The sequence below is a fragment of the Thiorhodococcus fuscus genome (assembly GCF_042682685.1).
Taxonomy (GTDB): Bacteria; Pseudomonadota; Gammaproteobacteria; order Chromatiales; family Chromatiaceae; genus Imhoffiella; species Imhoffiella fuscus.
On the sequence record NZ_JBHUHX010000031.1, the window covers coordinates 1 to 22,319 of the forward strand.

A 22,319-nucleotide genomic window follows, 5' to 3' on the forward strand; every position below is an offset into this window, starting at 1 on the left:
TAGCACCTCGCGGGCACGGAACAAAGGATAGCTCCGTCGCGGCAGATAATCACACGGGACGTAACACCTAGCCTCAAAGAGGGCTTCTCGCTGATCGCCGATGGCGTCGGCAGCTTGCGCGATGAGCGGCGCGACGGACCCTTGCGTGTGAACATGCTGCCGACGTTCGCAACCCATTGGCTATCGCCTCGTCTGAGCCTGTATCCGTTCGAGCGGCGCGGCTTCTCGCTGGAGATTTCCACCACGCAGGACGACGTGGATCTGGCGGCTGGTATGGCCGATGCCGGCATCTGGTATGGCGACGGCCAGTGGGCTGGCCTGCAGGCCGACCTGTTGTTCGAGGCCACCATCGATCTGTACGCGCGCCCAGGCTTTGCCAACGGGTCGCGTCGAGAACGCATCCAGCAGGTCGCGCGGGCCAACCTGTTCGTGTCGCGGCATTGCCTCACCTGGCAGCGTTGGATGGATCGCCTGCCCGACGGACCGTTCGAGCCCGCCGTCATAACCCGAGTGGATTCTGGCGGCCTGACGATGCAGGCAGCTGCCGATGGTGCCGGCGTATCGATCGCCGTGTGCGAATTGGCGGAGAGCGCCGTCCGGCTCGGACGGCTGTCATCGGTCTTCGACCACCCCGTAAGCGCGGGCTTCGGCTTCTGGCTCGTTTATCCCGAGGCGCTGCGCAAGGACCGGCGCCTGGACAACCTGCGTGGCTGGCTGCGCGAGCAATGTCCGCCGCAAAGCGGAGCCGTAAACCCCGGACGGCATAGACATGCATGAACGCCATACGCCCGCACGATCACCAAGCCCCGCCAAGCACCGGCTCAGCGATTCGAAGGCTCGCGGCCAAAGACGCTGCGGCGCTGAGGTGAACCCAGCCAGAACATAGCCCTCGGCGGCGCGAATGCTGGCGGGCTCAGCCATTCTCAGCGAGACCCTGGCCCGGCCGCACCACGACCGTCGCGCCGGCTTCGTGGTCACGGGCAACGCGCTGGCACTCGGCAGATTCGCACTCGTGGAAAGCGACGTCTTCAGGAACGGTCATGAGCACGACCTTCTGGGAAACACCTCCATGAACCGGGCCTGGTAGCGGTTGCCATCGTCCGCATGAACGGCGCTCAACGCGGACATCATGTCGCGGTCTCCTCTGCAGGCACGCCGTGCAAGGCTTCGCCATAGACCTGGCGCCCGTTCTCGAAGCGCATGATCTCGCACATGCGCGCGCGCCTACCGCCGGTCTGCGCCACGTAGTGGACGACGACGGTCTGTGCATCGACGTCGCAAATGGCCGAGATGAGCGAGAATCTCAGGTCAGGTCTGTCGGCGATCGCGGCCAACCAGTATCGGCGTAGCGCGTCCTTACCCTCTACCCGCGTGCCCCCGGCATAGGATTCGGCAAGCGCACTCACGAACACCGCATCGTCGGTATAGGCGGCCAGAACCGCAGGCACATCGTGCCGGTTCCAGTCATCGATCCAGGCCAGCGCATGGGCCTGGAGTTGGTCGCGGGAGAGTGTTGCCATGGAATCACCTCCAGAAAAGAAGAACGGTCAGGGCGGCCAGGGTAGCCATTGCGCGGTTGATCCTGCGAGCGACGATCCGATCACTCAGCCAGGGCCGCAGGCCAGCGCCGAAGGCGGCCCATACCAACATGCAGGGCAGCCCGACGGCGACGAAGACCAGGCTGATCACACAGAGTCGGAGCGCGTAGCCTTCGCCTGCCGACAGGAAGGTGGAGATCACCGTCACCGATATCAGCCAAGCCTTCGGATTGACGAACTGGAAAACCAGTGCCTGCATGAAGCCGATGGGGCGGCCGGCCTCGGCTTCTTCCAGCTCGGCCGCGCGCCACAGCCGCCTGGCCAGCCAGAGTAGATAGACGCTACCCAGGACCTTCAATACGACCTGCAAGCGCGGTTCGAGAGCGAACACACCGCCGAGGCCCGCACCGGTGACCCAGAGCTGCACCATCACGCCCGCCGGAATGCCCAGCAGGTGCGGCCAGGTTCGCCCCAGGCCGAAGATCAGGCCCGAAGACATCAGCATCACGTTGTTGGGGCCGGGTGTAATCGACATGACGAAGGCGTAGACGATCAGGGCCACGAGGGGGGTGTGTTCCATGAGAATTCGCTGGGACGAGGGAATGCCGGGGCGTTGTCGAGGGATTGAAGCGCGTCCGTTGAACGATTCTGGACCCGGGCATGCACCGCGCTCCAGCGAGTTTTTCTCAGCCCGCGTTGAGATTTCCATCAAGATTCATAACGGGCGCATGCTTCGATGACGCTGCCAAACGTTCCGGCGAGAAATTTTCAATCGCACCTGAGATATTCGCGCTTGGCCGCCAACCCATCGCGCAGCAGACTTCGAACCCACTGCCTGGCACTCAGGATCAAAGGCGATCCGATCCGTCAGGCCACCGTTGCAGGAGATCCTCGTGGCTTCCGATTTCATCCGATGCGAGACGCACCCTGAGGGCTATGCCGAACTGGTCATCGACCGGCCAGCGGCTCGTAATGCGCTGTGCCGATCACTGACCGATGCAATGGCCGCGCAGCTCGAAAGGCTGGCGACCGACGCCGCCGTGCGGGTGGTTATGCTGCGCGCCGAAGGCGAGCATTTCGCCGCCGGCGCCGATCTCAAGGAGATGCTTGACATGAGCGCGGAGCAGGCACGCGCAAACGACTTCGCTGGTTGCTGCGCACCCCTGGGCGCATTTCCCAAGCCGGTGGTGGCGCTGGTGCAGGGCTTCGCGCTCGGAGGCGGCTGCGAGCTGGTCGAAATGTGCGACATCGTGCTGGCCGCCGAAAACGCCGTGTTCGGTCATCCGGAGGTCCGGGTCGGCACCATGCCCGGCGCAGGTGGTACACAGCGCTTGCCGCGCCTGCTCGGCATGGCCAAGGCGCTGGATCTGTTGCTGAGCGGACGCCGCATGGATGCCCGGGAGGCGGAGCGCAGCGGACTGGTCTCGCGCGTCGTGGCAACCGAGCGTCTGCTCGAAGAAGGCCGCCATCTCGTAACCGACATGGCATCGCTGTCGGGCGAGGTACTGGTGCTGATCAAGCAGGCTGCGCGTTCAAGCGCCAGCCTACCCATGGACGAGGGCTTACGCCAGGAGCGGGCCGCCTTCCATCACACCCTTTCGCTACCCGGTCGTCAGGAAGGCATTCGCGCGTTCCTGGAGAAGCGGCGTCGGCCGATACCGTGAGAATTTATCGCATTCAAACAGGAACATGACCATGCGTCTTCTGGTACTTGGGGCAGGTGGGACAGGCGGGTATTTCGGCGGACGCCTGGCTGCGGCCGGCGTGGACGTGCGCTTCTTGGTACGGCCGAGACGAGCCGCGCAACTCGCTGACACCGGGCTCGTCATCAAGAGCCCTTTGGGCGACCTGGTCACTTCCGTGAAAACGGTTACGGAGGCGCCATCATCCGTGGATGCCGTGCTGCTGGCATGCAAGGCCTACGATCTTGAGGGTGCGATGGAAGCCATTGCACCTGCTATTGGCCCCTCGACGTGGATCGTTCCCCTGCTCAACGGCGTGCGGCATCTGGACGACTTAGATGCGCGCTTCGGCGCCGAGTGCGTTCTGGGCGGCCTGTGCCACATCGGCGTGGCGCTTGGCGCCGCTGGTGAAATCCTGCATCTCAACAGGCTGCAGCGCCTGGTCCTGGGCCCACGCACTAGCAGCCAGCAGAATGCCGCACGGGCCCTACATGGATTGCTGGAGCGTGGCGGTTTCGCACCCGTGTTAAGCCAGGACATTCAGCAGGAGATGTGGGAAAAGTTCGTATTCCTCACGACCTATGCCGGCATGACAACGCTGATGCGCGCGCCGATCGGCACAATCGTGCAGACGGAAGATGGAGAAGCGCTCGTGCGTCAGATGCTCGGCGAATGCATTGCCACCGCTGCCGCCTCAGGGTTCATCCCCTTTCAGGACGCCTATGTCCGGATGCTCACGACGCTAACCGAGCGCGGATCGACCGGCACCGCCTCGATGCTGCGCGACCTGCAACGTGGCGGCGCAACGGAGCATGAGCACATCATTGGAGACATGCTGCGCCGCGCGCGTGAAGCTCGATTGGATGCGCCACTGCTCAGGGTGAGCCTTGCGCACATGCAGGCCTACGACGCGACCCGTGCCGCACATGTCGGTGTATGAACCTCGAGAGGTTTCGCGCCCATGCCCTCGCGGCGAAAGACAGATTCGGTCTTCGTACATTCGAGTCTCGGCGTCACCCGAGTACATGGCAGCAGACGAGCCCGGACACCACCCAGTTGCCGACGTGGTGTCCCCGGTACATAATCTGGCCTAATTCCGTGACGCTCGCGGACGACACCATTTATCGATCAACTGATTGAGCACGGAGCGCAGTTCCCATCACCCGCTCCAAATTCCCGCCTCGGCCCTCGACCATCCCAATCGCCCCCGAGAAACGCCCCTTGACCGATCTGACGCCCGAGTCATTCGCGAGCGCCGTGCTCGATTGGTACGCCGCGTTCGGCCGCAAGGATCTGCCCTGGCAGCGGGAACCCACGCCCTACCGGGTCTGGGTCTCCGAGATCATGCTGCAACAGACCCAGGTCGCCGTCGTCATCCCCTATTTCGAGCGTTTCATGGAACGCTTCCCAGACATCGGCGCGCTCGCCAACGCACCGGTCGATGCCGTGCTCGCGCTCTGGTCCGGCCTCGGCTACTACGCCCGGGCGCGCAACCTGCATAAGGCCGCTCAGCACATCCGCGACCGACATCAGGGTCGATTCCCCACGGATATCGATCAGGTCGTCGATCTGCCCGGCATCGGCCGCTCGACCGCAGGCGCCATCCTCTCGCTCTCACTGGGACAGCGCCATCCGATCCTGGATGGCAACGTCAAGCGCGTTCTGGCCCGCTGCTACGGCATCGAAGGATGGCCCGGCCGCAGCCAGGTCCTCGGCGCGCTCTGGACGCTCGCCGAGCGTTGCACCCCGGACAACGACGCAGGACCCTACAACCAGGGGATGATGGATCTGGGCGCCACGCTCTGCACCCGCGCCCGGCCCGAGTGCGAACGCTGCCCAGTCGCCAGGCATTGCATCGCCAAGGCACAGAACCGCCAGCGCCAGCTCCCCGCACCGCGTCCCGCCAAGGACATCCCCAAACGCACCACCCAAATGCTGATCGCCATGAACCCGGCCGGAGAGATCCTGCTCGAACGCCGCCCACCGACCGGCATCTGGGGCGGACTCTGGAGTCTGCCGGAAATCCCTGAAAACGCGGACCCCAACGATTGGAGCCTGACCCGGCTCGGCCGACGTCCCGTCCAGCTTGAAATACGTCCGTCCTGCCGTCACACATTCAGTCACTATCGGCTCGACATCCAGGTCAGGCTGATCCGGCTCGCGGAGCCCATCGATCGCATCGCCGAAGACGATGGCGCATGCTGGACCACACCGAGCGAGGCCCAACGCCTCGGCCTTCCCGCACCGATCAAACGGATCCTGAACGAACTGAGCGCGTAACCCCATCGATCACAGAAGGATCGGCTAAAGGAGCTGTCATGACCCATACCGTCCACTGCATCAAGCTCGACCAGGAAGCCGAAGGACTCGACCGTCCGCCCTACCCCGGCGAACTGGGAAAACGCATCTTCGAACAGGTCTCCAAGCAAGCCTGGCAGGAATGGCTGCGTCACCAGACCATGCTCATCAACGAGAACCGTCTCAGCCCCATGGACCCCAAGGCGCGCAAATTCCTCGAAACCCAGATGGAAAACTACTTCTTCGGCGATGGCGCCGAGGCCCCGTCCGGATACACTCCACCGACAGCCTGACCGAGCAACCTCAAAAAAGACGTGGGGCACCCTTGACAAAAGGCTAATCCGCTGCTTAAATAGGCAGCTCATCCGGTGCGGAGCGCTGGATTAGATACCTAAGCCTAGGTAGCTCAGTTGGTAGAGCAGCGGACTGAAAATCCGCGTGTCGGTGGTTCGATTCCGCCCCTGGGCACCAACATTTCAACGACTTACCAACGGTCGTCCGAAGCCCTCCTTAAAATGGAGGGCTTTCTCCTTAAAATACCCCTCTTTCCTTTTACCTCGATCTCAGCGTCTGTGGCGACGCGCACAGTTTGGCGTATGCTTTGGCACACGACTAAATATGCGAAATTTGCGCTTTATATGACACTTAATCGCGCGTCTATTCAGGGTCATCGTGGAATGTTGGAGTTCGGTATTTGAACCCAGTGACCCGCTGATACGCCCCCTCCTGGCCGTCAATGTACGGAGCGCTGAACGCAAACAGATCCGGGTCCCCATCAAACACCGAATAATCGAACGCCAGCTCTACGACGTTCCACTCGCCTTCAATGCAGTCATCCAGCAACACAACGAAGGGCGGATCGATATATCGGCGGTGTGCAGAGGTCAGAAAGCTGATGCTCGCGTAGTGGTCGTATGACGGGTTTGTTGTCGCTTGCGCTGACGCCCCAATTGGAACAAAGACTTCTGTGCGCATCCGCAGCGGACGATACCCCAAACGCCAGTCGCCGGCCGCGTACATCTCACCGTATCCCTGAGACGGCCCCGTCAGCAGCCAACAGCACTGCTCCTTGCTCCACACCGGCGGCGTGTAGTAGCTAGGGTTCCAGGTGCTAGGCTGGTCGCAGGCACTGGTTACCAGCAGCTCTAGCTCTATCGGGTCCAGCGTTGTTATCGACTCGCCACACGTCACGGTAGCTGTGAGGGTCATAATTCCGCTCGTGACTGGCATCGGGGCTCCTCCAATGTTCGCGGCGACGACCATCACATACCGCCCCATCGACACGACAAGCGGGGGCAGGCTCAACAGGTCGACGTCGGATGCCCACTCACTCTCCCACGTCACCACGCAATCGCACAGCGTCCCATTTACACGTGCGTGCCAAACCGATCCTGATGGCGAGTAAAGCCCGTCAGCCGCGATCTCGATCGTGATTGGGTCCAGCTCGGTGCGCGAGCCGCCGCACACGAGCGTGGGTGTAAGCGTCAGTGTGCCGGCAGCAACGGGAGGACGATAACTCTCGTCAGACAGAGCAACGGCCTCGATGGAGACATGAGCCCCTAGCGGGACGACTACGGGGGGCAGTACATCAAAATCGCTATCCCAGCTCGTAGCCCACTCGACCGAGCAGTTGCATAAATTCCCGCGCACCTGAGCCGTGCGCACCATTCCCCCACCGAGATACACGCCCACACCAGCCATCAGCCCATCCCTATGCCCCAGACCAAATCCAGCTCAAGCGAAACGCCGTCATATTCACTCACCCCGTAAAGCATGATGAAAAACACGTCGTGATCGAAATTACGATTCAAGTGCAGGCTCGTCGGCTCTGACCCAAGCACATAATGCTCAGCTCCGCCCTCAACGGACGGCCAGCCATACCCGGCATAAATATCCGGGTTCCCCCATCCGCCGGACAGCGCTACGTTGATTTTGTAAACTGACAGCCCGCCACTACCCCGCAGATCGACGTAAAACCATTTCCGAGAGTCGGCAGCTCCGGAAATGGATATAGCTCCCTCCACCAGCTCCTGCACCTGAGTCGTCCCGGTGAGCGTCGCGCTGGTGTAGTCGTAGTCCCAGTACTCTTCGCCGTCCCATTCGTTGTAGAATCCTGCGCCCTCGATGACCGGCGTACAGTCGCAATCCCCGCCGCCCGTGCAGACGCCAACCGTCAAAACCGCCGCCGCCGTTGTTGTCGTCGTGGTATCGACGTGCGTGATCGTCGCCCGGATCGCCGCAATCGCCTCCTCCTGGTCCTGCACTGGAGAAACCGGCCAGTGCAGCAGGCTCAGGTTCTGCCCGCAGTCCGTCGCAAGCGTGGTGATCTCGTGCGCATTGGCCGACGAGCCCTTGAGCCACGTCATCTCCCAGTCGATCGTCTCGCCGGGCTCCAGGGCGTAATCCAGGACCGTGACGTAGATGTCCCCGTCAGGCTTACCATCAACGAGACACCGCTCGGCGACCTGCGTCGTCGACTCCAGGCAGGCGGTGCCGTCCGGGGTGACGAAGACGGCGCGAAGCGGCAGATCCTCGGCGTTTGCCGGCGTGTCGTAGAGCACGGACTCGACGACGACGCTCGCATCGGACATCGAAGCCCCATCGACCGGCAGTTCGAGATCGACGAAATAGCCGTAGGTGATCGACAGCGCGACATCTGGCGAGCCGATGTAGGCGGTCAACTCAGCTCGGCGAGACACCAGGAGTTGCCGCGCCTGGCCGACAGCATCGGCGGGGATGACATGCGGGAATGTGGTCTTGTCGCTGTAGCCGCGCGGGATGGCGGTGATATCGCCGAAAACTGGATCGCGGGTGAATCGAGAGAAATCCATCAGATCGGATTTCAAGTCATAGACGGCAGTCCCGATCTGCGTCGCCGGCCCGATCAGGACGCAGCCGACGTGGATCCAGCGCGGCGCAGTCGCCCAGATCCGCACGCGCAAGAGAGCATCAGGATAGAGACGCGGATCGACCTCGGGGATGTCGACGAATGCGACCTGCGGCTCATTCGGAAATGATGCGGACAGGATCACGGGATAGCGCAGGGTTCGTGCCGCGCTGTATGCGGATGGCCCATCAATCAGCTCGATCGCGATCTCATCGGCGTTGACGTTGAACAGCGCGATGCCGCTCCACGCGCCCTGCGGTCGGATGTCGAACAGGATGTCGCTAGAGCTGCGGGTGATGTTCGATGGATTCGTGTCGAACATCTTGAACCGATTCGCGAGGTAGCCGTCATTCGTCGCATCACGCCACCAGCGTTCGCCGAAGTGCTGGTAGGCCGTCGCCGAGTCCACCAGGTCGCCGGCATTATCGCGCCCGATCGTGTTGACGCCAGCCGGATCGATGCTGTCGTTATAGAGGTCCGGGAGCGCAGACCCTGAGCTGATGGGCGCTACAGACCCGTAGCGCGCCTCCCAGATTTGCAGCGTCTCATCGGCTCCTGTCGTGACGACTGATCCAGCCGGATAACGCACCGACGCGCTCCATGCCGGGTACGCGTCATCGCCGGGCACCGAGATCGCGAGGATGTCGGCGCCGGTATCGACGCCAAGAGGTTCCAGGACCCACATCAGAGCACCACATCCGTTTCGACGGTGAACGTCAGCAGCACGTGATTCAGGCTTTCGGTGTTGGTCTTGATCCGCGTGACATAGCCGACGCAGTGGCTGATCGGATGATCCGGGTGCCCGACATAGGTCGCCTGGACGCCGCGCTTCGAGGTCAGGATTGAGCGCGCGGCCAGCGCCTGCGATGCATCCTCAGCGACGACGATATAGCTCACGGAGTCGCTGTAGCCCCTGGGGATAGCCGTGATGTCGCCAAAGGTCTCGTCTCGCTCCAGGAGCGAATAATCGACGGTCTCTCGGTCGAGTGGGTAGATGCAGATCCCGATCGGATCGCCGTCAACGGTCATCTGCTGCGTCATACGGACTCCGCGACGGTCTTGGCATAATCCATCCGGTCGGGCGGCGTGCCCTCCCCGTTCCATCGCTCGATGATTTTCAGAAGCGCACGCGATGTCTCTGCCTGAGCGGCCTGAGTCGCCCGCAGGCTCTTGACCTCGGCGCGCAGCTCGCGCAGTTCATCGACGACCGGAGCGTTCCCGGCAACGAACATGCTGCCGATGTCACTATTGGGCGTGATTTGACTCGGCCCGGTGTATTCCAGCTCTGGCCCGAGCTCGCCGACGACGCGCAGGCCGCCGGCGTGATAGCCGCCGGATGCGAATGCCGGAATCGTGCTGCTCTCGATCGCGCTGTCACTCGGCGTCGTGGACTTCGCCAGGACGCCGCCGGAGATATCGGACACCGACGCCAGGATATCGGCCAGAATGTCGTTCTGTGCTGTCGTGGCATCGACCAGCTCGACGCCCTGGGCCAGGATCTCGTCGGTCTCGCGGTCGAGCTGCCACTTGAGTCCGGAGAGATGCTTTTCCAGGGCGTCTTCTTCGGCAGCAATCGCCTTTTCCAGATTGTCTCGCTCGGCCTTTATGGCCCGATCAAGGCGGTCGTTCTCGGCATCGACAGCGGCCTCGTACTGTTCGCGGGCCTGCTTGATCTGCTCTTCGAGCAACGCGATCTGCCGCTCGGCGGCGTCGAGCTGAGTACCGCCAAGGTCTTCGAGCTGGCCGACGATGGCCTGGTTCTCGGCGATCGCCGCCAGCCACTCCTCACGCGTCGCAAAATCGTTAGGGTCAACTGTTCCGAGCCCGCTGATGAGGTCGGTGATGTTGCTCGGCAGCTCCCCGGTCTGCCCGAACTGCTCCAGCGCCGCCTTGGCCTCGGCGAGCAGGCGCTGACGGGTCTGGTCCGGGGACGTTTCGGTCTGCTGGGTCAGGCTCTCCAGCGCAGCCGCAGCGGCGTCGACGATGCGCTGGAACTGAGAGAGCGAGTCGCGCGCGTCGCCGAGCTGGTCGTTGAGCGCGTCGGTCAGCGAGTCATACTGATCGCGGAGCGCTTTGATGCGCGCCGAGGACTCGTCACGCAGCGCGTCGATCTTGGCATTTGATGCCTCGCGCAGGGCATCGATCCTGGCGCTAGACGCCGCCTTGGCCGCCTCGACGGCGGCATCGTAGGCTGATTCAAGGTCGTCAATTGCGGCTTTCTGCGCAGTCGCGATCGCCGCCCACGCTTGACCCAGCTCGCCGGAGTGCTCGGCCAGCGTCTGGAGCTGCTCGTCGGTGAAGACGCCAGCCTGAATCAGCGCATAGAGCGCCTCGCTGGTCGGCGGGATCGTCATACCCCACTGGGCGAACAGGTCCGCCATCTCGGCAAGCGCAGCGTTCTGCGCGACATCCTCTGGAGTCATCGAGGCGATGAAGTCAGCGACGGATCCCGACACCGAATCGACGGTCGAGCCCAATGCCGACAGCGCCTCGTCGAGCGTGATGAACGAGGTTGAGATCTGCATCGCGGCCACATAGGCGCGCATGCCAGCCTCGGTCGTCAGGTCGAGACCGTCGACGTAGGCGCGGAGCGCCTCGCTGCTATCGACGATAGCCGCACCGGTCAGCCCCATCTCTGCGTTCCAGGCGCGGATCTGATCCAGGGCCGCCTCACGAATTCGCGCGGCCTGCTCCTCTGCGGTGTAGAAATGCTCGTAGTAGTTGGATTGCAGGGCCGCTAGATCATCGAGACTCAGCCCGATCTCATTGACCAGATCGGCGAAGGACTCGCCGAGCCTCAGCAGTGCCTCGCCGCTCAGCTCGCCCAATCCGGCCGTCGTCAGCTCTGCGGCGGAGGTCACTGAGACGAGCCCGGAGACCAGGCGCCCCAGCGTCTCAACCGTCGACTCACCCGATCTCGCGAACTCGGCGACCCAGTCGGACATCGCGCGGACAGCCGACTCTTGGGAGTCGAGCACGCCCTCCAGGCCAAACCCGAGGCGCTCGCCGGCTTCGGTGCCCCACAAAGACAGGACGGTGTTGACCTTCGCCAGCCCGCCCTCAATCTGCTGCGCCATCTGCTCGGCGGTGCCTCCGAGGTCGCCGACAGCGACCTTCAGCAGATGACCCGCGCCGTCGCCGGCCTCGCCTTCGGCGGTATTGGCGGCATCCAGGATGGACGTGAAGATTTTCTGGAACGACTCGTCGAGATCCTTCCCCCACCCGTTGAAGTCACCCAGACGGTCGCGCAGATCGGCTTGGATTTGATCGGATAGACCCTTGCCGTAGAACTCGGACAGCCGGGTTGAGACGGCCGCCATGCCGTCGAAAACGTCCTGGAACTCGGACGCTTTGATATTGTTCGAGCCCTTGTCTTGAAGGCCGAAATTCAAGCCAAAGGCGCCGGACGCCTTGACGTCGTCCTCAAATCCGGCGCCCGAGAACGACGTGGCATAGTTGCCCTGGCGGGTCTCGCCGCCACCGAACAGCGAGCCCAGGAAGCCGCCACCGGCACCGCCGAGCAGGCTGCCCAGCGCGGTACCGATACCCGGCAGAATCATCGAGCCGATCACTGCACCGGCCGTCGAGCCGATCGACGACCCAGCGTCGGAATACCCGCCATCGAACAGGGCGGAGCCGAGTAGACCGCCGGCCAGGGCCGACCCGCCGAGCATCCAATTCGACATGCCGGCGAGGTTCCCGACCCCAGCGCCGAGCGCGTTCGATCCGTATCCGAGCGAGCCAGCCGCGTAAGCGATTCCGCGACCGGCCGTCAGACCGAGGCTGTTTCCGCCAAATAGATTCGCCAGCGAGCTGAGATTTCCTAGACCGGAAAGTGATGATGCAGATCCGGCAGCACCGGCCGCTCCAGCAACTCCAGACGCCGGACTCCCGATGCCCGTCACGCTGCCGACGAGGTTGACCGCAATGGTATTGACCGCGATGCGGGCCAGCATCCGCTTGACGTCATCGACGAAATCATCGAACTCCAGGCGGCCATCGGCGAGGCCGTCGGCTAGGTTGTCGACGAACGAATCCATGACGTCGACGGTGAACTCGTCGAACGTCCCGATGCTCTCTTCGAGATATGCGAGCCATGCAGCCATAGGACCTTGACTGCGCTGGTATTCGAGGTTGATGTATTGGAGTGCGCGGGCGTATTCGTCGGCGGTCATGCGGCCGGTGGCAAGCAGCTGGGAAATTTCGCTCTGCGACTGCTTGAAACGCTTCGACGCCGCGTAGCTGGTGTCGTATTGGTCAGCAAGGCTGTCCCAGTCTGCATTCAGACCGGCCAGGATCTCACGTGCCTGCTGTCGCGTCGCGTTGAGCTTTTCTTGCTGTTTTGCAGCCTCCTTGTCCTTTTGTGCAAGCGCGCTGGTCGCCGCAGATAGCGAACCAGCCCCCCGGAAGACCTCCTCCTCCAGGTCGCGCCGCCTCACCAGCGCATCTGACGTCTGCTTGAGACCGTTGACCGTGACCTTAGTCCACTTGTCGAACTCGCCAGCCGCCGCCTCGTAATCCCCCAAGTTGAGGAGCTTCACGAGCGTCGAGTTGGAGAACGCGCCCTCGCCGATGTTGTAGGCCAACGACGTGAGCGCGGCGGCCTGGCTGTCGGACAGCGAAACGGTGACGACGCTGCGGACCACGTCCTCGAATTTCGCGACGTCTTCCTTGAGGTATTTCTCGGCCTGATCGAGATCGATGCGCATCCCGACCTTGATTTCAGGAGACTGATGGCCGTAGCCGATCGAGTAGCCGGCGTGATCCCAGTAAGCGTTGAGGTTCAGCCCCTCGAACTGCTTGATCATCGCCGTCGCGGTCTTGTTGGCGTCCGATTGCGCCTTTGAGAGAGCCGTTGTGGCGCCGGTGAGCTTGTCTGTGCCTGATGCCGCGTTGAGCGCCCCTCTGTCCAGCGCATCAAACTGCTTGATCGCAGCATCGAACTCGGCGCCGAGCTGATCGTCAAGGGAACGCTCCAGCGAGATCCGCTTGAACCGCTCTTCGATGTCATCAGCCAGCCCGACCGCCTTATCCTTGACCTTGCCGACATAGTCGACCGACCCGTCGAAATTGGCCTGTATCGACTCGACCAGGGTATCGGCCGCCGAAAGTTGCTCTTGCCATGCAGCAGCGATGGCGGCCTTAGTGCCACTGAAATCGAGGTTTCCGCTGGTGATATCCGCCCATGCGGCTTTTGCGATGGCCCCGATATCGCTAAACGCATTAGAAAATGTGGTGACGAGATAGGCTGCGACCGAGCCGATTGACGATCCGACGCCGACCCATGTGCTGATGAATTCTTCGGCGAATTCTGCCGCCCCGCTCAGGATGGAGCTGAAAACTATCTCAGCCTGACGAGCGACCTCGTCGATATCGATTCCGAGCGCATCGAATGCATCTGATATGTTCTGAGTGACGCCATCCCACGCTTCACTGAAGCGCGAGGCGACCTCCTCCCAAGTCGCCTTGACCAGATCGCCGACGGTCCCGGACGTCTCGCCAAACGTTGTCATGTCGTTGCGGACGGCGAAAAGGTACCCGCCAAATGCGCTGAGAGCCGTGACGGCGACACCGATCGCCAGCGCGATCTGCCCAATCGGATTGAGCGCCATGACCGCATTGACGGCCGCCTGTCCAACCGCCAGGGCGTCCATAGCAACCGTAGCCAGCTCGACGGCAGCCGAGAACGTCAGATAGACACCTGTCGCACCGGCAGCAGCCCCGGCGACGCCTTTCAGGTCCTCCATCCATCCATTGAAGTCCGCCAGCTTCATGTTGTCGGAGATCTCGCCGATCCAATCAGCGATCCACTTCAAGCCCCTGACGACGGCATCGGTCAGTCCGGAGTCCCCGAGCGCGACCCACGCCTGGAGCAGCGCGTCCTTCACGTTCGAGATCGCACCGCCAAGGGTGTCCATCTGGCGATCCATCGCACCCGCGAACTGCACGTTCCCGATCGCCAGCAGGTAGTCCTGGATCTCGCGCGAGTTCTTACCGATGGTCGTTGTGACGCCCTGGAAAGTGAGCGCGACCTGGTCACCCTCAGAGGATGCTTTGATCCCGAACTCCTTCAGACGCTCGAATTCGCCGACCGAGGCATCCGCAACGGCCTCGATCATCTGATTGAGGTCCTTGCCCATCGCCGAGGCGGTGTTGCCATAGCTGCGCAAGGCGGCGATCGAGGGGTCCAGCCCCAGCGCCTTGAGCTTGGTAAAGCCCTCGACGCTCTGGGCGAGCGCATAGGGTGTCTGGGAGGCGAATTTCACCAGCGCGTCCCAAGCGGCGCTCGCCGATTCGACCGATCCGGTCATGGTGGCCAGGGTCGCGCGCAAGCGCCCAGCCTCGGTGTTCGCCTCCAGGAAGCTGTCGGCGAGCGCGCCGCCGATCAGCACCCCGGTCGCGGCCAGGGCGAGCTGCTTCATCCCGGACGTGAGCGAAGCGAGCTGCCGCCCCGTGCGTTGCGCCTGCGCGCCCGTCGCGGACAGATCCTGGTTGGTCTGTCGCAGACCGCGCGACGCCCCGGTAACGTCGGAGGTGACACGGATGGCGATGTCGTACTGATCGCTCAAGGGGCGTTACGGTCCTGGCGCTTCGATAGCGCCGCGAAGAGGTTTTCGAGACTGGAGTCGACCGATACGGATCGTTCGACTGGGTCGCGATCCGGCCAGGGGGCCATGGCGTCGTGCGCACGCATCTCCTGCGCCGCCGAGGCATAGACTGCGCTCAGGCGGCGGATCATCCGCACCTCGGCGGACATGAGCCGCTGTCCGGTCTGCCGCTGCCACGACTCAAGCTCGCGCCAGCTCAGCGCCCGGTGTCCGTACTCGCCTGGCTCTGTCGGTCCAACCTCGAACAACAGGTCCAAATAGGGCGCGGCCTCAGGCTCCAGCGGCGGCATATCCAGCTCGGGGGGCGGGGTATCACGCTCGGCACTATCGAGCCGCTGTCGCCTGGTGCGCCGGTCCTCCCCGCCCCGCTTGCGGTCCTTGGGATCCGGGACGCTGTGCAACCAGGCGTAATGCCGCAGCCACAGGATCAGGCCGCTTTCGACTCCCCCAGGAAATTGCTGTCGTCATAGATGGCCGCCGTGACCTGATTGCGGAGCCACAGCTTCTTGGGGTCGGAATAGATCTCGCGGGCGGCCTCGGGGCTGAAGGGGATCGGGCCGCCCTGCCCTTCGATGGCCCAGCCGACCGTGCCGGCGACGAGCTGATCGATGCTGCGCCGCTCGATCTTTTCGGCCGTCAGGCGCTTACCGGGATTGCGCAGCGCCTCGTTGCGATAGCGGGTCTGGAGCGCCTTGACCGGTTCCGCGTCGCTCGACAGGACGCGGACGAACATGGGCGAGCCGTCGGCCATGACCAAAGGCTCATCGGTGGTCGGATGGCGGATCGGCATGTCGTAGGATTGAGCGAAAACGATGTCGTCGATATTCAATGTGCTGTCCTTGATGGATGAGTTGCAGGGTTAGGCGCTGACGATGGACCCGTTGATGACGACGGTCGCGTTGATCTTGACGACGTCATCACCGGTGCCGACGCTGACCTTGGCCGAGCGCGTGAGACCGGGGAAGTAGTACAGATCGCCGCTGCTGAGCTCGACGCTGAACGGGAGGTTTGCCGCCTGCCCCTGGTGCGCGAGTAGTGCCGCCAGACCGCTGTCGCTGGTCCGGGCGATCGAGAGTGCGATCTCACCGTTGTCGGTGGTACCCATGAATTTGCAGGCGATACCGGTCCCGATCGGAGTGAATGACCCGATGGAGGCGTCAGGGCCGAACTCGCCGACCGACTCGATCATGCCGATCTCGGTCCATGAGACGCCCCCGTATCCGGAGGCGTCGAAGGTGGCGGGGAGCGCATCCCCGATGGAAACCTTGGTCCCCTTGGCGGTGACCAGGTCGACGCAGGTGCCGAGCGCCATGATGTGTTCCTCGTGTTATGAGACGCAGGTCTCGAATTCCCAAGTGTCAGACCACTGGAGCCTGACTCCGTCGATCTTCGCGAGCTTTCCACCGACGTAGCGCAGCGGCTTGGCACTGGCGGGAGGGCGCCAGCCGTCCAGCGCCACGGAGATCTCCGCGAGCGCATCCTCAAGCTGGGCTGCGCCGCTGGCGGTCACCAGTACCGCGTAACGTCGGGCGGCCAGTTGGTGACCACCGATCTCCCCGGACGGGGCACGGGCGGCCGGGTAAACGGTCGCGACCGGATAGGCGTCGCGTTCCATCGGGTTGGTCGCTGTCGGCTCCTCGACCTCCTGAAAGATCGGGCACTCGGCGCTCAGGCGATCGATGAGGACGGCGACGCTCATAGGGGCTCCAGATAGAGCGTGCTGACGCCGTGCCCGTCATCGTGCCGATCGGTGATCTGGTACGACACGCCGTCGATGACGGCGGTATCGCCGCGAGCCAGGTCCGCAACCTCGGTCGTCGGCGCCTGGAGGGAATCGCCCCCACCGGCCAGCTCGATCACCCCGGAGTCCGACAGATCGCGCGCCCTGAACCACTGGGCGAACAGATCACGCGAGAGACCCTCGGACGGAGTCACCGTGACCGTGACGACGCCCGGCGCTGCGGGCTGAAAAAAGACGCTATTGTCCATCAGGCGAGCATCCGGTTGTAGATTTCGACGGCGATCGGCACCAGGATTGCAACGATCACGCCCCACAAGAGCCTGTTTCTGTCGCTCTGCTCCTTCCCGACGTGTGCGTGCAGCTCCCTGCCCACGGCGTCCACGCCGGACTCGATACGCTGCTGGGCCTCGCGGACGTCGCCGAGGGCGTCTTCAAAGATGCGCACCGCCTCACGCGTCACGGCCATGTCTTGCGCGATGCGCGCGACATCGCGGGCAATCTCTCGGTTTGCGGTTTCCTGCTGCTCGACCAGCAATTCGAGCCGGTCGACACGTCTGGTCAGTTCGTCCACGGCGCCCTCGCTATGCCGGGTACTGAGCCCACGGCAATTGCCAGTGCGGGCCATCTTTGAAAGACGTCCAATCGCCACCCCATTCGATATTGACACCGACGTCTTTGGCCGCCTGTTTCATCGCGCTCTCGATCGAGTAATAGAGCGGCCAGTCCCAGCGGACATGGCCTCCCACGTAGGCCCCAAGGTCAACGGCGTGACCGGTAAGGTGCCTCGATCGCAGGGTCCGCGATGCACCGCTTGCCACAAGCTGGCGTTGCCGCGCGGCCGATCGCACCCCTTCGAGGACGGTGAAATCGACATCCGTGATTTCGATGGCGCGCTTGACGACACGCACGAGGTCAGGATGGATGCCGCGCAACCGCAGTAGAGATCTGGCACCGAGATAGAATTCACTCATCGCTCAACCTCCGAATTGCCGCCATTTCGGCGCGCACGGTGTTTAGCTCGCAACGCGCGGCGTCCCGCCGAGCCCGACGTCGCTCCCGCCACTTGCTCACAAGCGGGAGAATGGCCGCCACGAGCAGCGAGCATTGCGTGATCGCGTGAGTCCAGGCGCCGGCCCAGTCGCCGACTTGCGCGGCGAAACCTGCAGAGGCAGCTATGGCCGTCATCAGGCGCCCGATGAGAGCGGAGATGATGAGGCTGTCTGTCTGGGCCATACGATTAACCTCCCGCTATTTGGCCGGGCGATCCGGTGAATTTCACCGCGATGGACGCCACGCCAGCACCGGCAGCCTCGAATGCGAACGCCGCGTAAAGAATGTCGCCCATCTCCGGAGGCGTTCCTGTGTAGCTCGTGAATGCGCGTGCGGAAACGTGCCAGATGAGCGGTTCTCCCTGAGCAATGACAGCGGCCTCGACCTTCGGCACCGTGAACACACCCTGAATCTGCACCGATCCGCGCGCTCCGTCGGCGATGTCGACCAGGGCGACACCGAGGATTCCGCCGACAACGACGACGCTGCCGGAGCCGACGTCGGAGCCCGTGGCGTTGGTCCAGTCGAGGACCTCGCCGGATTGCTTGTAGTTGTTGGCCATGATGGATTGCCTCTATGTGTTCGGCCTATCAGGCCCCGTTGTTCTTGATCGCGCCGCGATAGTCGACTGCCGCGACACCGAAATCGAGCCGCGCTTTGATCTCGGCGCCGTCGACATCCCAGCCGTCTTTGGTCTCGGTGTACGGCTCCTGCTGGCCGTCGAGGAAAGCGACTTCAAGCACGGCGGCATCCATGGGATCGGCGAACAGATACCAAGGGGTGCCGCTGAGACGCGGGGTATCGATGATGTCGCTCACAATGCCGCGCACCTTGTTCGGGCGCTGGAGCTTGCTGGCGGTGTCGGGGTCGTACTGGGCGTCGTTGACCGTGCGGGCCTCGCCGCCGAGCCCGAGCGGGCCGAGCCAGATCGAGGGGCGGATGTCGAGATAATCGAGCCCGGAGATGTCCATCTGCTGCGCCATCTTGATGCGCGAGGCTTCAAAAGTAGCCATAGACGGAGCGCCGACGGTGGTCGCTTCGACGTTGCCATGATCCGCGTGGAAGAGCGCCTTGCCGTCATTCATGGTCGGCCCCGCGCCGCCATTCTCAGCCAGCGCGGAATAGACGGACGCCTCGATCGTGCGCTTGCCAGCACGACCGAGCCACATTGCCAAATCGGTCAGGGCGCCGAGATCGTCATTGATGATGACCTGACGAGTGACGCCGATGATGTTTCCTCGCGTCCCGATCGTGATGCTCGACCGCTCGCCGTCAGGAATCGCCTTGCGCTTGAATTCGCCGTGCTCGCCGAGGGTGTCGTAATTGCCGATGGAGCCGACTCGATAGCGATTCTGGGCGCGGAAATCAGAGGCGGTGCCGGTCTTGCAGAAGCGCGACCAGGTATCGGGAGCGGTGCGGTAGGCGTTCAGGAGGGTCTTGTGGATCGCCTCCTCGAGCAGCACTGGGAAATCCGAGGTCGATTGGAAAGCTCGGCCGACGATAGCCAGCTTATCCATGCCGTCGGGGTTGATACCGATCGCGCGCAGGCTGCGTTCGGCGATTTGGAGCAGGGTTGCGCCACGGAACGGGTTTCCGCTCAGATCAATCCGGCGCGATTTGCCGTCGTCGAGCTGAATGACGGGCTGGTTGCTACGGACCAGCAACCAGTCGAGCGCGGCGGTTCGGCGCTTGTCGATCTGGTCGTCTCCGGCAGAGCATCGCGACTGGGCGTCAGGAGTCGGGTCGAATCCGAGAGGCTCAGCGCCTTCGCCGAGCTTACGCAGAATCTCGACCGAGACCTGATCTGCGGTCATGTCACCGGCAACAGCGCGCGACTCGATTTCAGAAATGAAGCCGTGCCGGGCGCGCAGTGGAGCGCACAACTCGGCGATGGCCGTTCGGCGGGCGCGGTCCTGCTCGATGGCCTCGCGCTTGGCGGTCGCGCGCACCTCGTCCAGGTTGACTGGGTTGTTGGATTGCTGCCGGGTTTCTTTGGTCTCCGGCGTGCCGTTGTCTTCAGCCTCGTCGGCCATAACGGTACCTCTTTCGGTGGAGCCGGGCTGTTCCGGCAGATCGATGACGCGAAAACGCTCGCCCGAGCCCCCCTTAGAGCGGCCGACGCCGACGGTATGGTCGGCGGGGATGTCGACGAGCGAGATTTCCAATGGGGTCCAGCTGGTGACGCGGTACGCGTCAGGCCCGTCCTTACCGGCCTTGGTGAGCGTGCGCTCGTTGATGCTGTAGCCGACGGAGACGTTGGTCAGGATGCCGTCGCGGATGTCCTGCCAGATGCCCTCGACGTCGGCGCGCTGGCTGATGCGGATGTCGGCATAGCCGCGGCCCTTGTCGATCCAGGCGTTCTCGACCACCCCGATGCGGTTGTCGCGATCCCATCGGTCGTGGTTGTAGAGCACGGGCGCGTTGGCGTTGAGCCGCTCAAGATCCGCCTCGCCGTCGTCATGGCCGAGCGTTTCGAGCCAGGGGTCGTCCCACCAGGAGGCGCGCAGCACGGGCAGTTCGGAGCTGAAGGAGACGCGGATGGTGCGCTTTTCGGCGTCGCTCGATTCGATGGTGGCCGATCGCGCGACAAGCGGCCCTTCGATGCGCTGGCGTTTCATGGCCATCAGGCGGCCTCCTCTCTTTCGCTTTCGTCATCTCCGTCGGCCAGCGGCTCGGCGTCGTCCGTCGGGTCTGGGGTGATGCTGGTGTGGGCGGACGGGTTGGCGCCGCTGATGGCTTCGAGCTTGACTGCCTGATCGGCGAGCTTGCGCCACATGTCAGCAGGGTTGCGCCCATTGCGGCGCCAGACATCGACAAGCGAATCCTGGAAGGTTTCGAGGGCGTTGGCGTCGGCACCGACCTCCTTCTGGCGGTCGATCGCGGGCGTGGCCGGGCGGCTGTAGTCGACGGCGTAGAGGGTCGAGAGATCGATGTCGCGCGGAAGCTCGAGCATCCGATTGGCGAGCAGGACGTCCACGAGGGTGCGCCAGATCGGGCGCTCGGAGCGCGAACAGAAGTAGTCCCAGAGGATGTGGTAGTGCGGGGCCTGCTCGTTGGCCTCCTGGCGGCGGCTGGAGTAGTTGCCCTCGTAGTTGCGCGCGAAGCTCGAAAAGGCGAGTCCGATGCCGGCGGATCCAGCGCGCAGCTGATCGTCGCGATAGCGGCCGAGGTTGGGGTTCGGCCGATTGGTGTCGATGGTGCCGATATCTTCGCCTGACTCCAGGAAGTCGAAGATCATGCCGGCCTGGAATTTGTGCTCACGCGGCACGCGGTTGCCTTGCTCGTCGACCTGCGTCGTCTCCGGGTTGTAAAGGTCCGGGGTTCCGCGTTTGATGAAGGCGGCCATAGACGCGGCGATCTTTGCGGCGACGCGCTCGGTCTCATCGTAATCGCGGACGTCCTCAAGCCGCTCAATGGCTGAAGCAAGCACAGTGACGCCGCGTGTCTGGCGCAGGCGCTTGATGATCTTGAGGTGATCCATTCGCGCAGCCGGAACCGGGACATACTCGGTAATCATCTGGCCGGTGGCAGGATCGATGCGAGCGACAAAGTAGGTCAGCGGCCTACCCCAGCCATTTTTCTGGACGCCCTGGATGATCCGCTTCCGAGGATCGCTATAGCCGATCGGAACGGCCTCGGGGTCGATTAGCTCGATCGAATAAGGGACGTCGGTCAGATGCCGCAGGGTACGGATCTCGCCCGGTAGATGCTGAGTGAAGACCTCGCCGTCGCGGAAAAGCGTGCGGGCCTTGATGCGCTGCACGGCTCCGGCGTCCATCTCGCCGGTAACCTCGGGCGCCTCGGCCCAGGTCGCGTACCACTCGGTCAGCTGCTCGTTGACGTTGGTAGCCAGAGAGCCATCGCGCAGCCGCACCAGCGGCTCGGGGATGATGCCGGTGCCGACGACGGCACGCACCAGAACGTCGAGCGCCCCGTCGACGAGGTCGTAGTTCTGTTCCAGCCAGCGCGCGGCCTCGCGCAGACTGAGCCCGGCGGTACGCACGTCGCTGTCGGCGCTGAACCGGGCGCGCTTGATGGTCCGCAGCCGGCTGGGAGATGTCGCCTCGTAGGCGCGCAAGGCATGGCGGGCCTGGGCACGGCGCAGCGCGCTGTGTGGGGCGAAGAGCGCGATGAAGCGGTCGAGCGCGTTCATCGCGTGCTGAAATTGGCGAGGGAATGAGGGAGGCCGCCGATAGATGCGGAGGCGTTCCGCTCGGCGGCGACGCGCCGTTCCCATTCGATGCGTCCAGCGCGAATCTCGGCCAGGTTCTCCCGCGTGACGCTGCGCCCGTCGAGCGCCCAGGAGCGGCCGTTGGCGAGGACCTCGGTTTCGGCCTTGATGTAGGCGGCGAGCATGTCGGTGGCGATGGACATGCCCGAAAGGTTATCTGAGGGTTTGTCTCATTATCAGGGGTGAAATGAGACAAAATTTATCGCATAAAACTTTTATTGTCCGAAGCAGGGTTAAAACCACCGCCTTTAGGCGGTCAGATTTATCTTTGAAGCCTTTTGCAA

Annotated in this window: 24 protein-coding genes and 1 tRNA gene; 7 read left to right on the forward strand and 18 right to left on the reverse strand. The window is 63.4% G+C overall.

From position 1 onward, the window contains the following. The first annotated feature begins 114 nt into the window (after positions 1-114). Both ACFSJC_RS11965 and ACFSJC_RS11970 read left to right on the forward strand, forming a co-directional pair. Positions 115-777 carry a LysR substrate-binding domain-containing protein gene (locus ACFSJC_RS11965; protein ID WP_386026934.1) on the forward strand — a complete coding sequence of 221 codons (663 nt, stop codon included), beginning with the start codon at positions 115-117 and terminating at the stop codon, positions 775-777. Positions 778-901: 124 nt separating this feature from the next. Continuing rightward, positions 902-1,087 (forward strand): hypothetical protein, encoded by a 186-nt coding sequence (locus ACFSJC_RS11970; RefSeq protein WP_386026937.1) that lies wholly within the window; start codon positions 902-904, stop codon positions 1,085-1,087. 40 nt (positions 1,088-1,127) lie between these two features. On the opposite strand, the gene ACFSJC_RS11975 is transcribed toward ACFSJC_RS11970, so the two are convergent. Together ACFSJC_RS11975 and ACFSJC_RS11980 are read right to left on the reverse strand one after the other, a co-directional pair. Then, positions 1,128-1,520, reverse strand: a complete 393-nt coding sequence (locus ACFSJC_RS11975; protein WP_386026940.1) for a nuclear transport factor 2 family protein — start codon at positions 1,518-1,520, stop codon at positions 1,128-1,130. 4 nt (positions 1,521-1,524) lie between these two features. Then, positions 1,525-2,118, reverse strand: a complete 594-nt coding sequence (locus tag ACFSJC_RS11980; RefSeq protein WP_386026942.1) for a LysE family translocator — start codon at positions 2,116-2,118, stop codon at positions 1,525-1,527. A 313-nt stretch (positions 2,119-2,431) separates the two neighbouring features. Here ACFSJC_RS11980 and ACFSJC_RS11985 point away from each other — a divergent pair, with 313 nt between their 5' ends. The 5 genes from ACFSJC_RS11985 (at position 2,432) to ACFSJC_RS12005 (ending at position 5,989) form a co-directional block, all read left to right on the forward strand. Then, entirely contained in the window at positions 2,432-3,202 is a 771-nt protein-coding gene (locus ACFSJC_RS11985; RefSeq protein ID WP_386026944.1) for an enoyl-CoA hydratase/isomerase family protein, read from the forward strand. Positions 3,203-3,233: 31 nt separating this feature from the next. Continuing rightward, positions 3,234-4,160: a 2-dehydropantoate 2-reductase gene (panE, locus tag ACFSJC_RS11990; RefSeq protein ID WP_386026947.1), complete on the forward strand. Its 927-nt coding sequence runs from the start codon at positions 3,234-3,236 to the stop codon at positions 4,158-4,160. A 281-nt stretch (positions 4,161-4,441) separates the two neighbouring features. Continuing rightward, the gene (gene mutY, locus ACFSJC_RS11995) at positions 4,442-5,500 is read left to right on the forward strand and encodes an A/G-specific adenine glycosylase (RefSeq protein WP_386026949.1); all 1,059 of its coding nucleotides are present in this window, start codon (positions 4,442-4,444) and stop codon (positions 5,498-5,500) included. A gap of 38 nt (positions 5,501-5,538) precedes the next feature. Then, the gene (locus tag ACFSJC_RS12000; protein ID WP_386026951.1) at positions 5,539-5,811 is read left to right on the forward strand and encodes an oxidative damage protection protein; all 273 of its coding nucleotides are present in this window, start codon (positions 5,539-5,541) and stop codon (positions 5,809-5,811) included. A 102-nt stretch (positions 5,812-5,913) separates the two neighbouring features. Then, a tRNA-Phe gene (locus tag ACFSJC_RS12005) sits at positions 5,914-5,989 on the forward strand. A 186-nt stretch (positions 5,990-6,175) separates the two neighbouring features. Here the strand turns inward: ACFSJC_RS12005 and ACFSJC_RS12010 are convergent. The 16 genes from ACFSJC_RS12010 to ACFSJC_RS12085 form a co-directional block, all read right to left on the reverse strand. Next, positions 6,176-7,219 carry a hypothetical protein gene (locus tag ACFSJC_RS12010; protein WP_386026953.1) on the reverse strand — a complete coding sequence of 348 codons (1,044 nt, stop codon included), beginning with the start codon at positions 7,217-7,219 and terminating at the stop codon, positions 6,176-6,178. Continuing rightward, positions 7,219-9,090: a hypothetical protein gene (locus tag ACFSJC_RS12015; protein ID WP_386026955.1), complete on the reverse strand. Its 1,872-nt coding sequence runs from the start codon at positions 9,088-9,090 to the stop codon at positions 7,219-7,221. The genes ACFSJC_RS12010 and ACFSJC_RS12015 overlap by 1 nt, the downstream gene beginning before the upstream one ends. After that, positions 9,090-9,446, reverse strand: coding sequence for a hypothetical protein (locus ACFSJC_RS12020; RefSeq protein ID WP_386026956.1), 357 nt, complete (start codon positions 9,444-9,446; stop codon positions 9,090-9,092). The genes ACFSJC_RS12015 and ACFSJC_RS12020 overlap by 1 nt, the downstream gene beginning before the upstream one ends. Continuing rightward, positions 9,443-14,575, reverse strand: coding sequence for a glycoside hydrolase family protein (locus tag ACFSJC_RS12025; protein ID WP_386026958.1), 5,133 nt, complete (start codon positions 14,573-14,575; stop codon positions 9,443-9,445). The genes ACFSJC_RS12020 and ACFSJC_RS12025 overlap by 4 nt, the downstream gene beginning before the upstream one ends. A 395-nt stretch (positions 14,576-14,970) precedes the next feature. Further along, entirely contained in the window at positions 14,971-15,414 is a 444-nt protein-coding gene (locus tag ACFSJC_RS12030; protein ID WP_386026960.1) for a phage tail assembly chaperone, read from the reverse strand. Between the two features lie 26 nt (positions 15,415-15,440). Then, the gene (locus ACFSJC_RS12035) at positions 15,441-15,842 is read right to left on the reverse strand and encodes a hypothetical protein (protein ID WP_386026962.1); all 402 of its coding nucleotides are present in this window, start codon (positions 15,840-15,842) and stop codon (positions 15,441-15,443) included. Between the two features lie 30 nt (positions 15,843-15,872). Further along, positions 15,873-16,325 (reverse strand): hypothetical protein, encoded by a 453-nt coding sequence (locus ACFSJC_RS12040; RefSeq protein WP_386026964.1) that lies wholly within the window; start codon positions 16,323-16,325, stop codon positions 15,873-15,875. Between the two features lie 15 nt (positions 16,326-16,340). Continuing rightward, positions 16,341-16,712 carry a phage tail terminator protein gene (locus ACFSJC_RS12045; protein WP_386026965.1) on the reverse strand — a complete coding sequence of 124 codons (372 nt, stop codon included), beginning with the start codon at positions 16,710-16,712 and terminating at the stop codon, positions 16,341-16,343. Continuing rightward, positions 16,709-17,002, reverse strand: coding sequence for a head-tail joining protein (locus ACFSJC_RS12050; protein WP_386026968.1), 294 nt, complete (start codon positions 17,000-17,002; stop codon positions 16,709-16,711). Before ACFSJC_RS12050 ends, ACFSJC_RS12045 begins: the two co-directional genes overlap by 4 nt. Continuing rightward, positions 17,002-17,325 carry a hypothetical protein gene (locus ACFSJC_RS12055; protein ID WP_386026970.1) on the reverse strand — a complete coding sequence of 108 codons (324 nt, stop codon included), beginning with the start codon at positions 17,323-17,325 and terminating at the stop codon, positions 17,002-17,004. The genes ACFSJC_RS12050 and ACFSJC_RS12055 overlap by 1 nt, the downstream gene beginning before the upstream one ends. Before the next feature lie 10 nt (positions 17,326-17,335). Continuing rightward, on the reverse strand, positions 17,336-17,725 hold the full coding sequence (locus ACFSJC_RS12060) for a M15 family metallopeptidase (RefSeq protein ID WP_386026973.1): 390 nt from the start codon (positions 17,723-17,725) through the stop codon (positions 17,336-17,338). Further along, positions 17,718-17,987, reverse strand: coding sequence for a hypothetical protein (locus tag ACFSJC_RS12065; RefSeq protein WP_386026975.1), 270 nt, complete (start codon positions 17,985-17,987; stop codon positions 17,718-17,720). Before ACFSJC_RS12065 ends, ACFSJC_RS12060 begins: the two co-directional genes overlap by 8 nt. A 4-nt stretch (positions 17,988-17,991) precedes the next feature. Beyond that, positions 17,992-18,366 (reverse strand): capsid cement protein, encoded by a 375-nt coding sequence (locus ACFSJC_RS12070; RefSeq protein ID WP_386026977.1) that lies wholly within the window; start codon positions 18,364-18,366, stop codon positions 17,992-17,994. Positions 18,367-18,394: 28 nt separating this feature from the next. Then, complete coding sequence (locus ACFSJC_RS12075; RefSeq protein ID WP_386026979.1) at positions 18,395-20,428, reverse strand: prohead protease/major capsid protein fusion protein; 2,034 nt, start codon at positions 20,426-20,428, stop codon at positions 18,395-18,397. Beyond that, a complete protein-coding gene (locus tag ACFSJC_RS12080; protein WP_386026981.1) occupies positions 20,428-21,957 on the reverse strand; it encodes a phage portal protein in 1,530 nt (509 codons plus the stop codon). Before ACFSJC_RS12080 ends, ACFSJC_RS12075 begins: the two co-directional genes overlap by 1 nt. After that, positions 21,954-22,178: a hypothetical protein gene (locus tag ACFSJC_RS12085; RefSeq protein WP_386026983.1), complete on the reverse strand. Its 225-nt coding sequence runs from the start codon at positions 22,176-22,178 to the stop codon at positions 21,954-21,956. The genes ACFSJC_RS12080 and ACFSJC_RS12085 overlap by 4 nt, the downstream gene beginning before the upstream one ends. Positions 22,179-22,319: the final 141 nt, after the last annotated feature.

Excerpts from the sequence above, each read along its gene's own strand:
- ACFSJC_RS12015 (WP_386026955.1), bottom strand. The coding sequence starts at position 9,090 with ATGTGGGTCCTGGAACCTCTTGGCGTCGATACCGGCGCCGACATCCTC.
- ACFSJC_RS12045 (WP_386026965.1), bottom strand. The coding sequence starts at position 16,712 with ATGAGCGTCGCCGTCCTCATCGATCGCCTGAGCGCCGAGTGCCCGATC.
- ACFSJC_RS12075 (WP_386026979.1), bottom strand. The coding sequence starts at position 20,428 with ATGGCCATGAAACGCCAGCGCATCGAAGGGCCGCTTGTCGCGCGATCG.
- ACFSJC_RS12070 (WP_386026977.1), bottom strand. The coding sequence starts at position 18,366 with ATGGCCAACAACTACAAGCAATCCGGCGAGGTCCTCGACTGGACCAAC.
- panE (WP_386026947.1), top strand. The coding sequence starts at position 3,234 with ATGCGTCTTCTGGTACTTGGGGCAGGTGGGACAGGCGGGTATTTCGGC.
- ACFSJC_RS12020 (WP_386026956.1), bottom strand. The coding sequence starts at position 9,446 with ATGACGCAGCAGATGACCGTTGACGGCGATCCGATCGGGATCTGCATC.
- ACFSJC_RS12010 (WP_386026953.1), bottom strand. The coding sequence starts at position 7,219 with ATGGCTGGTGTGGGCGTGTATCTCGGTGGGGGAATGGTGCGCACGGCT.
- ACFSJC_RS11970 (WP_386026937.1), top strand. The coding sequence starts at position 902 with ATGCTGGCGGGCTCAGCCATTCTCAGCGAGACCCTGGCCCGGCCGCAC.
- ACFSJC_RS12080 (WP_386026981.1), bottom strand. The coding sequence starts at position 21,957 with ATGAACGCGCTCGACCGCTTCATCGCGCTCTTCGCCCCACACAGCGCG.
- ACFSJC_RS12085 (WP_386026983.1), bottom strand. The coding sequence starts at position 22,178 with ATGTCCATCGCCACCGACATGCTCGCCGCCTACATCAAGGCCGAAACC.
- ACFSJC_RS12040 (WP_386026964.1), bottom strand. The coding sequence starts at position 16,325 with ATGGCGCTCGGCACCTGCGTCGACCTGGTCACCGCCAAGGGGACCAAG.
- ACFSJC_RS12065 (WP_386026975.1), bottom strand. The coding sequence starts at position 17,987 with ATGGCCCAGACAGACAGCCTCATCATCTCCGCTCTCATCGGGCGCCTG.
- ACFSJC_RS11980 (WP_386026942.1), bottom strand. The coding sequence starts at position 2,118 with ATGGAACACACCCCCCTCGTGGCCCTGATCGTCTACGCCTTCGTCATG.
- ACFSJC_RS12060 (WP_386026973.1), bottom strand. The coding sequence starts at position 17,725 with ATGAGTGAATTCTATCTCGGTGCCAGATCTCTACTGCGGTTGCGCGGC.
- ACFSJC_RS12050 (WP_386026968.1), bottom strand. The coding sequence starts at position 17,002 with ATGGACAATAGCGTCTTTTTTCAGCCCGCAGCGCCGGGCGTCGTCACG.
- ACFSJC_RS12000 (WP_386026951.1), top strand. The coding sequence starts at position 5,539 with ATGACCCATACCGTCCACTGCATCAAGCTCGACCAGGAAGCCGAAGGA.
- ACFSJC_RS11975 (WP_386026940.1), bottom strand. The coding sequence starts at position 1,520 with ATGGCAACACTCTCCCGCGACCAACTCCAGGCCCATGCGCTGGCCTGG.